At 47.0% G+C, this 7512-nt stretch carries 7 protein-coding genes and 1 pseudogene; 6 read left to right on the top strand and 2 right to left on the bottom strand.

What is annotated here, in order from left to right; all coding sequences use genetic code 11:
* On the top strand, positions 1-204 hold a 204-nt coding region (locus H6F68_RS06190), incomplete at its 5' end, for a transposase (protein WP_190557217.1).
* Positions 205-214: 10 nt separating this feature from the next.
* Positions 215-499, top strand: a pseudogene (locus H6F68_RS28925) (IS4 family transposase); the annotation flags it as partial.
* A 306-nt stretch (positions 500-805) separates the two neighbouring features.
* On the opposite strand, the gene H6F68_RS06185 reads toward H6F68_RS28925, so the two are convergent.
* Positions 806-1192, bottom strand: a complete 387-nt coding sequence (locus H6F68_RS06185) for a four-helix bundle copper-binding protein (protein WP_206755505.1) — start codon at positions 1190-1192, stop codon at positions 806-808.
* A 705-nt stretch (positions 1193-1897) separates the two neighbouring features.
* On the opposite strand from H6F68_RS06185, the gene H6F68_RS06180 reads away from it, so the two are divergent.
* Positions 1898-2911 carry a sulfate/molybdate ABC transporter ATP-binding protein gene (locus H6F68_RS06180; RefSeq protein WP_190442420.1) on the top strand — a complete coding sequence of 338 codons (1014 nt, stop codon included), beginning with the start codon at positions 1898-1900 and terminating at the stop codon, positions 2909-2911.
* A gap of 84 nt (positions 2912-2995) precedes the next feature.
* Positions 2996-3868, top strand: coding sequence for a prohibitin family protein (locus H6F68_RS06175; protein ID WP_190442423.1), 873 nt, complete (start codon positions 2996-2998; stop codon positions 3866-3868).
* Here the strand turns inward: H6F68_RS06175 and H6F68_RS06170 are convergent.
* The gene (locus H6F68_RS06170; RefSeq protein WP_190442425.1) at positions 3865-4782 is read right to left on the bottom strand and encodes a LysR substrate-binding domain-containing protein; all 918 of its coding nucleotides are present in this window, start codon (positions 4780-4782) and stop codon (positions 3865-3867) included. The genes H6F68_RS06175 and H6F68_RS06170 overlap by 4 nt on opposite strands.
* A 379-nt stretch (positions 4783-5161) precedes the next feature.
* On the opposite strand from H6F68_RS06170, the gene H6F68_RS06165 reads away from it, so the two are divergent.
* Both H6F68_RS06165 and H6F68_RS06160 read left to right on the top strand, forming a co-directional pair.
* Positions 5162-6643, top strand: a complete 1482-nt coding sequence (locus tag H6F68_RS06165; protein WP_190557352.1) for an APC family permease — start codon at positions 5162-5164, stop codon at positions 6641-6643.
* 81 nt (positions 6644-6724) lie between these two features.
* On the top strand, positions 6725-7492 hold the full coding sequence (locus H6F68_RS06160) for a cadmium resistance transporter (protein WP_190557350.1): 768 nt from the start codon (positions 6725-6727) through the stop codon (positions 7490-7492).
* The last annotated feature ends 20 nt before the right edge of the window (positions 7493-7512 follow it).

The raw sequence follows: 7512 nt of genomic DNA, 5'->3' as shown, positions 1-7512 counted from the left end.
CAACCACCACATTGTCCGGAACTTAACCCCATTGAACAAGTGTGGCAATATCTCAAGCGGCGATTGCGTTGGAGTCTTCCTGCCACCCTGGAGCAGTTGCGTCAGCAGTTGAAGGAACGACTGGAAGCACTCACTCCAGAAGGGGTGGCCTCGATTACAGGACGAGACTCGATTCTCTCAGCTCTATCTGTAGCCGGGTTTTAGAGAATTGGTATTATTTGGCATTTTCGAAACTAGTGGTTTCTGCCTGGAATCTACCTATCTTCAGGATGCCGAACGTCTGAGTAAACTGCTCGCTCTCCTCTCCCTCGCTTTGTGCTGGGTCTTCCTCGCAGGTGAGTGGTTACATCAACTCAAGCCTCTGACTATCAAAAAGCATGGTCATAGGGCAAAGAGCATCTTTCGTTATGGTTTGGACTATCTCCGAAACCTTGTGCTCAACTTGGACCAGAAAATGGATGAATTCTTGGATGCTTTAGAGTTTTTGTCCTGTCCTTAGGCGGCAAATATACGCTGGAGCGTTTTGAGTTTAATTCCGCCTAGTTACTTACTATCCCCTGTGGTTTCCAGGGCGGGAAGCACAAATTGAGGATCTATTCGTATTACCTATCGGCGGTCAAAAGGTTCGGGCTAGGTTCAACATTAGCCATAGACGATGCTGATTTGAGACTGGAAAACTGCTCTCAACTATTTGGCGATCGCCGAACCCGATCGCCAAGCGCTATAGTTTTCTTTCCTGGACACACTCCTAACAGCTGCCAAGAGCTGATGGTTGACACGAGACAAATTTTTCAGAGACAACTAATTAGGATACTGCTTCAACTTCCAGATTAGCTCTGCGGAAGTAAGCAGCAGACATTAAACCGATCGCTTTGCAATGCTCAGCGCACTTGCGGAAGATAGCAGCGTACTCTGTCATTTTGGCATCGTGCATTTCATCGCAAGCGATCGCGCACTTGAAGCACATCTCGGCGCAAAGCTGGCAGGTTCTACCTGCAAACTCAGAACCATCGGCAATCATGTTGATGCACATCATTGTCATCTCAGCACAGTCGCGAAGCATAGACATCATCGAAACATCAATGTACTTACAGCTTCTATCTGAGCAGTAAGTCATGACTTCTAGGCACATGTTGTGGCAATCGGTGCAAACTTCGATACAGACTTTTAGCTCAGTTAATTCAGTATTCATAGAATCAGTCATCATATTTACCTCTATATTCTTTTGAGATAAGGACAATTGCTTTGGGTGCTTATTTAGAAGCGTATTCCTGCCTTCTCAGCAAAGTCAATGGAGATGCTAAACCCCCCATTTAGAAGGCCAGAATGCCGCTCCATTTACCGGGAATTGCTGCCTCTATCCCAGAAATTTACCGGAGATTAAGGGGGATTAGAAGCTAGGGGAGCCAGAAATCTTTGTAGGGGCTTGGCAAATAGGGCTCTGCAAATCCCGCTGATTTAGTGATCATTCTGGCCTCTCAGGCTGCCTATCGGACTCAGAAACGAATCTGGCCTTAGATTTATTTTAGAAATTTTGAGAACAACAGGAAATTATATAGATAAGTAACTTTATAAGAAGTTGTAGTGGGATTTGGTGAAACGCAGAATTAAGAACCCTTTCAGGCATTTTAGGAGTCATTTCAGGTTTTTAGGCAGACTAAGAAGTATGACGAAACTCGTAGTTGTATAAGCGGCTTATGTCAGGAAAACCTAACAATTCATTGTTTTATAACTCTTAAACGGTTCTAGGTAGCTTAGGTGTTGAGTCTAGCGGCAGAGTTCGGTGGCTCTACCTTTTGGTTGGCTACCAAAACTAAAGGTAGCCTTATGCTTGTATAAAATACGTTAACTCGATAGACTAACCGTATTTTGTAAATTGGGTTTCGGGAGAGTTGTCGTGGGTATTTCTGTTCAAAACGTTGACAAGCATTTTGGCTCCTTTCACGCGATCGATAATGTGAGCTTGAATATTGAGACAGGGTCCTTAGTTGCTCTTCTAGGTCCTTCAGGGTCTGGTAAATCAACTTTGCTACGGATGATTGCTGGATTGGAGCAACCTGACTCTGGAGAAATCTTTTTGACTGGCGAAAATGCCACCTACCGCTCAGTCCAGGACCGGGGAATTGGTTTTGTATTTCAGCATTACGCGCTGTTTAAGCACCTAACCATTCGGCAGAACATTGCTTTCCCGTTAGAAATTCGTAAAGCTAAGCCTAGCCAAATTCGTCATCGGGTTGAGGAACTACTGAACTTGGTGCAATTACGAGGGTTGGGCGATCGCTATCCCTCACAGCTGTCTGGTGGTCAACGGCAGCGGGTGGCACTAGCACGGGCATTGGCAGTTCAACCCAAAGTTTTGCTTTTAGATGAACCTTTTGGGGCTCTCGATGCAAAAGTTCGTAAGGAACTGCGGACTTGGCTACGGAAACTGCATAACGAGGTCCATGTAACAACGGTATTTGTCACCCATGACCAAGAAGAAGCGATGGAAGTGGCTGATCAGATTGTGGTCATGAACGAAGGTCGGATTGAACAAGTTGGCAGCGCGGCGGAGCTTTATGATTCGCCAGCGTCTCCTTTTGTGATGAGTTTCATTGGTCCGGTGAATGTGCTCCCCGCAAATGCTGGCATCTTACCGAGAAACCAAGGGATACAAGGCGATCGCGTCTTTTTACGGCCTCATGATTTGGTGATTCGCTCCTATGCCACCGAGGATACAGTGCCTGCCAAGATTGAGCGGATTGTTCACCTAGGTTGGGAAGTTCAGGTGGAGTTAATGTTGCCTTCAGGTCGGGGAGTAACGGCTTACTTGGCGCGGCAAGACTTTGACAAACTCAACCTAGAACGACACCAAGATGTCCATATCATCCCTAAGCAAGTGAAAACTTTTCCAGAGTATTCGTTGAATTAAGTAGATAGCTGTGAATAGCTTCTAATCTCTTGATGGGCTTACCCTTGCAACTACTCTTTGTCCAGCCTCTAGTTTTGTCTCGCTATGACCTTGGAATCTGCCCCCCCTCTTCAAAATGCTAAGCCAGCTACCAAGAAAAATAAAGATGCTTATGTTGCTAGTAGAGTTCTGATCGCTGTTCTATTAGCAGCTTTGCTTTCTACTTTCTTTGTCATTGTCAATGCAGGAGAGCGGGGGGTGTTGATGCAGTTTGGCAGGGTGCAAGAACCAGTCTTGGGAGAAGGAATTCATCTGATTGTCCCTGGCGTTAATACCGTCAAGAAGCTGAGTGTGAGGGTGCAAAATCAGGAAATCTCTGCTGAAGCTTCTTCCAAGGATCTGCAAGATGTTTATACTGATGTCGCCCTCAACTGGCATATTATTCCTGACGAGGTGGACAAAATTTTTCAACAAATCGGGGATGAAGCGACAGTTGTTACGACGATCATTAACCCTGCCGTCGAAGAGGTGCTGAAAGCAGTAGTGGCAATGTACACAGCCGAGGAAGTAATTACGAAACGGGGAGAGGTCAAAGCGGCAGTGGACCAGGCTCTGACAACGCGATTAGGCACTTATCACATTGCAGTTGATGACATCTCTCTGGTGCATGTACATTTCTCTAAACGGTTTAGCAATGCGGTGGAGGCTAAACAAGTGGCAGAGCAAGAAGCCAAACGAGCAGAATTTGTGGCTCTGAAGGCAGCCAGAGAAGCAAAAGCTAAGGTGAATTTAGCCAAGGGAGAAGCAGAAGCCCAGAACTTACTGCGAGAGGGTTTAACCCCGGAGTTATTACAAAAGCAGGCGATCGAGAAATGGAATGGCAATCTCCCTCTGATTATGGGAGATGATGGTTCCTCCAAACTCCTCGATTTGAAGCAACTGGTTAAACTGGGTAAGCAACGCTTAAATCCTGATTAACCCTTTAACATTTGCTCAAAAGCGATCGCAATTTGGGTTTGAAACCGCTGTTGGTGTTTCAGTTTCAGCACGGGTTGAATAATTTCCAGAATGGAGCCTGCACCTTTGCGACTATTGGTGATCTGTACTGCTTGGAGGGTAGAGAGTTCGATCTCTTTTCTCACCATGAGTTCTGGGATCGCAGCGGCCCCTACTCCGCTCTCCACCACCGCTTTGACCATCTCGCTACTGCTTAGAACTAAAACTACATCTAGTTCACTGATCTCAATCCCCCAACTCTGTAGAGCTTGCTCAAACATCTGTTGAGCCCCCGAACCAGGCTCTCGCATGACCCAAGTGGTTTCGTTGAGTTCACGAACTGAGATTCTGGTGCGCTCAAACCAAGGGTGGGATTTGCCTACCACTACTTGCAGGCGATCGCTGCCAATAGCCTCCTCAGCTAAATAGCTTTTGAGCGCAGGTTTCACCTCACCGCTGACAATGCCTAAATCAAATAATCCGGTGGCTGTGCCTTCGCAGATCTCTTCTGCATTAGCAAGGGTGCAAATGACGTTAATTCCTGGGTACTGACGCTTAAATTGACTAATTTTTCCTGGCAACCAGTAATTACCAATCGTCAAGCTTGAGCCTAGTTTCAACTCACCCCGTTGGAGGTTATTCAATTCCCGTAAACCGCGCTCAGTCAAAGCGACTTGCTCCAGAATCTTTTGCGCTTCTTCCTGGAGCAGCTTGCCCGCTTCCGTAATTTCCACTCGCCGACCAATGCGATGGAAGAGTTTGACACTGTACTCTGTTTCTAAGCTTTGGACGGCGGCACTGACTGCTGGTTGAGTAATGAAAAGTGCTTCAGCAGCGCGAGTAAAGTGTAATTGCTCAGCCACAGCCAAAAATATCCGTAATTGCTCCAATGTCATAGTTGGCTTTTAACGCTCCCTGCTAGACGTTGTTAAGGAAAGTAAACTCCTAGAAATACCTTAAAAGCGATGGGTTCATCGGGGTTTGTCATCTTTAGCTCTATGCCTCTGTTGCTGTTGGTTCCAGGGGATCACAACAGCAGCTAGGATTTTGCAGTCTCTCAAAGCATTGGAGCAGATGAGCAGACATGAGCGATCTAGAGTCGATTACTTTTATTTATTAAACCAACAAAAAAGAACATTAGCTTCTATGGGTCTTCTTGACTAGAGTAAACATAGTGCTTTTGGCAATGCATCCTTGCTGAAGCAAAGCTCACCGGTCCCATCGGGAGCGACCAAACTTCCAAGGATACATTTGCATACTGGGGGATTTGCATCCATGACTAGTGAATTTCAATCTGAGCAGAGTGCCCACGGCTTAAAGCCAAATTGCCTCTCCTTCGGTGAAGTGTTGGCCCAATCAGTTGCGGTCATTGCTCCCACTACCATCCCTGCCTCCAACTTAGGTTTGATTGTCGCGATCGCGGGAAATGGAACTTGGTTGAGTTTTCTGATTGGCATGGTTGGGTTGATGTTTGTCAGCATTAACATCAACCAGTTTGCGAGTCGTTCCGCTTCTCCGGGTTCGCTATATTCTTACATTGCTAAGGGTTTAGGCCCAACGGCGGGTGTAATTTGCGGATGGAGTTTGGTTCTCGCCTATTTGTTTACTGGTATGTCAGTGTTGTGTGGCTTTGCCAACTTCAGCACTATGCTACTGGGTCATTTGGGCATTCATCCTTCCAGCCTGACTTTATTAGCGATCGGGGCTGGTGTAGCCTGGTATGCAGCTTACAAAGATATTAAGCTTTCGGCAATGGCGATGTTGTGGCTAGAAGGAGTTTCCATTGCTCTGATCCTCGTCTTAGGTATTCTAATTTGGGCTCATGCAGGGTTTGCGATCGACTTTTCGCAAATGACGCTGCAAGGAGCGAAGCCAGGTGGAATTGCGATGGGGCTGGTTCTGGTAGTCTTTGGATTTTCTGGCTTTGAAAGCGCCACCTCTTTAGGAGACGAAGCTAAGCGACCGCTGAAGACCATCCCTAAGTCTGTGATGGGCAGCGCCATCTTAGCTGGGTTATTCTTCACCCTCATGAGTTACATCGAGATACTAGGTTTTAGTGGTACTTCCGCTTCCCTAGCTACGACTGAAGAACCTTTAGGCTATTTATCTAGACAACTCGGCTTGGGATTTTTGGGAGAGCTGATTGCAATTAGCGCCTTGTTTAGTTTCTTTACTTGCGTGCTAGGTAGCATTAACCCAGCAGCGAGAGTGTTCTTGTCCATGTCCCGTCATGGCTTGTTCCCTGCTTCCCTGGGTGAGACTCACTCCTCCAATCAGACGCCCCATATTGCCATTACGATGTCGGCGCTTGTCATGTTTCTGGTTCCTGCCTGCCTATCCCTCTTCCATGTCAAATTGTTTGACAGCATGGGTTATCTGGGAGCTATTTGTACCTATGGGTTCTTGACGGTATACATCCTCATATCGATCGCCGCTCCAGTTTATCTCTATAAAATTCAAAAGCTTCGGCCACGAGATGTGATGTTCTCGGTTCTAGGCGTTGGCTTCATGATGATCCCGGTTCTAGGGAGCGTCGGTGTTCCTGGTAGCCAAATTTTCCCTGTTCCCGAAGCTCCTTACGATGCCTTTCCCTACCTGTTCTTGCTCTATCTAACTGTGACTTGCGGTTGGTTTGTCATGCAAAGCCTCCGTTCTCCTCAGATTGTGCGAACGATGAAATCGAGAATTGAAGAGACGCATGCCAGGTTTGCTGTCCCTAGCCCTGTAGTCATCCCCTCGCTGACAGATGAAACCTAATTCTTCTGGGCACAACCCTGATTCCACAAAATTTATCTCTGAACTGATCTCTGTAGTAAAGACAATTAAGCGCTAATCAAGATGAATGAATTACTGACTGCATTGCCGACTGGGTTCACTGCTTTCACCGCTACGAATCTTGATGATATTTTGATCTTGCTCCTGTTCTTCTCCCAAGTAGATAGTGTGTTGCGGCGACGGCACATCGTAGCAGGGCAATACCTGGGTTTTGGGGTTCTTGTTTTAGCCAGCTTACCGGGTTTCTTTGGTAGCTTCTTATTCCCTCGTGATTGGGTGGGCCTGCTGGGTCTCGTGCCGATCGCGATCGGTCTTAGCCGCTGGTTCAGTCAAGATGAGGAAGATGAGGCGAATGAGGAAACTACCCAGCCCGTCGAGAAGTCTTGGCTAACTAGTTTTCTCTCTCCCCAGACCTATAGTGTGGCAGCAGTAACCTTTGCGAATGGCGGCGACAATGTGGGCATCTATATGCCTCTGTTTGCTAGTAGTAGTTGGGAAAGTTTGTTAGCTATTTTAGGTGTGTTCTTTACGTTAGTGGGAGCATGGTGCTACCTGGCTTACCGTCTGACTAAGGTGCCTGCGATCGCAGATGCCCTAACCCGCTATGGAAACCAATTAGTTCCTTTTGTTCTAGTTGGGTTGGGAGCACTGATTCTAGTAGACAGTCGCACCTTAGAAAACCGAGGCTTGGCGGTGTTGGCTTTAGTAATGGGTGTTCTCTTCGTCACAACGCTGAGTCGGAATTCCATGCAATACTCGTCTGGTATTGCTGAATGCACAGCTCAGGCTGTCTCGATGCCGCAGGCGCACTCCTCAATTGAGCACAAGTAGTAGGCTTGCCGCAGGAGCAT

It is taken from the genome of Trichocoleus sp. FACHB-262 (assembly GCF_014696035.1).
In the GTDB taxonomy this organism is placed as follows: Bacteria; Cyanobacteriota; Cyanobacteriia; order FACHB-46; family FACHB-46; genus Trichocoleus.
The sequence above is the reverse complement of the archived record's forward strand: the minus strand, read 5'-3'. Positions and strand labels throughout refer to the sequence as shown.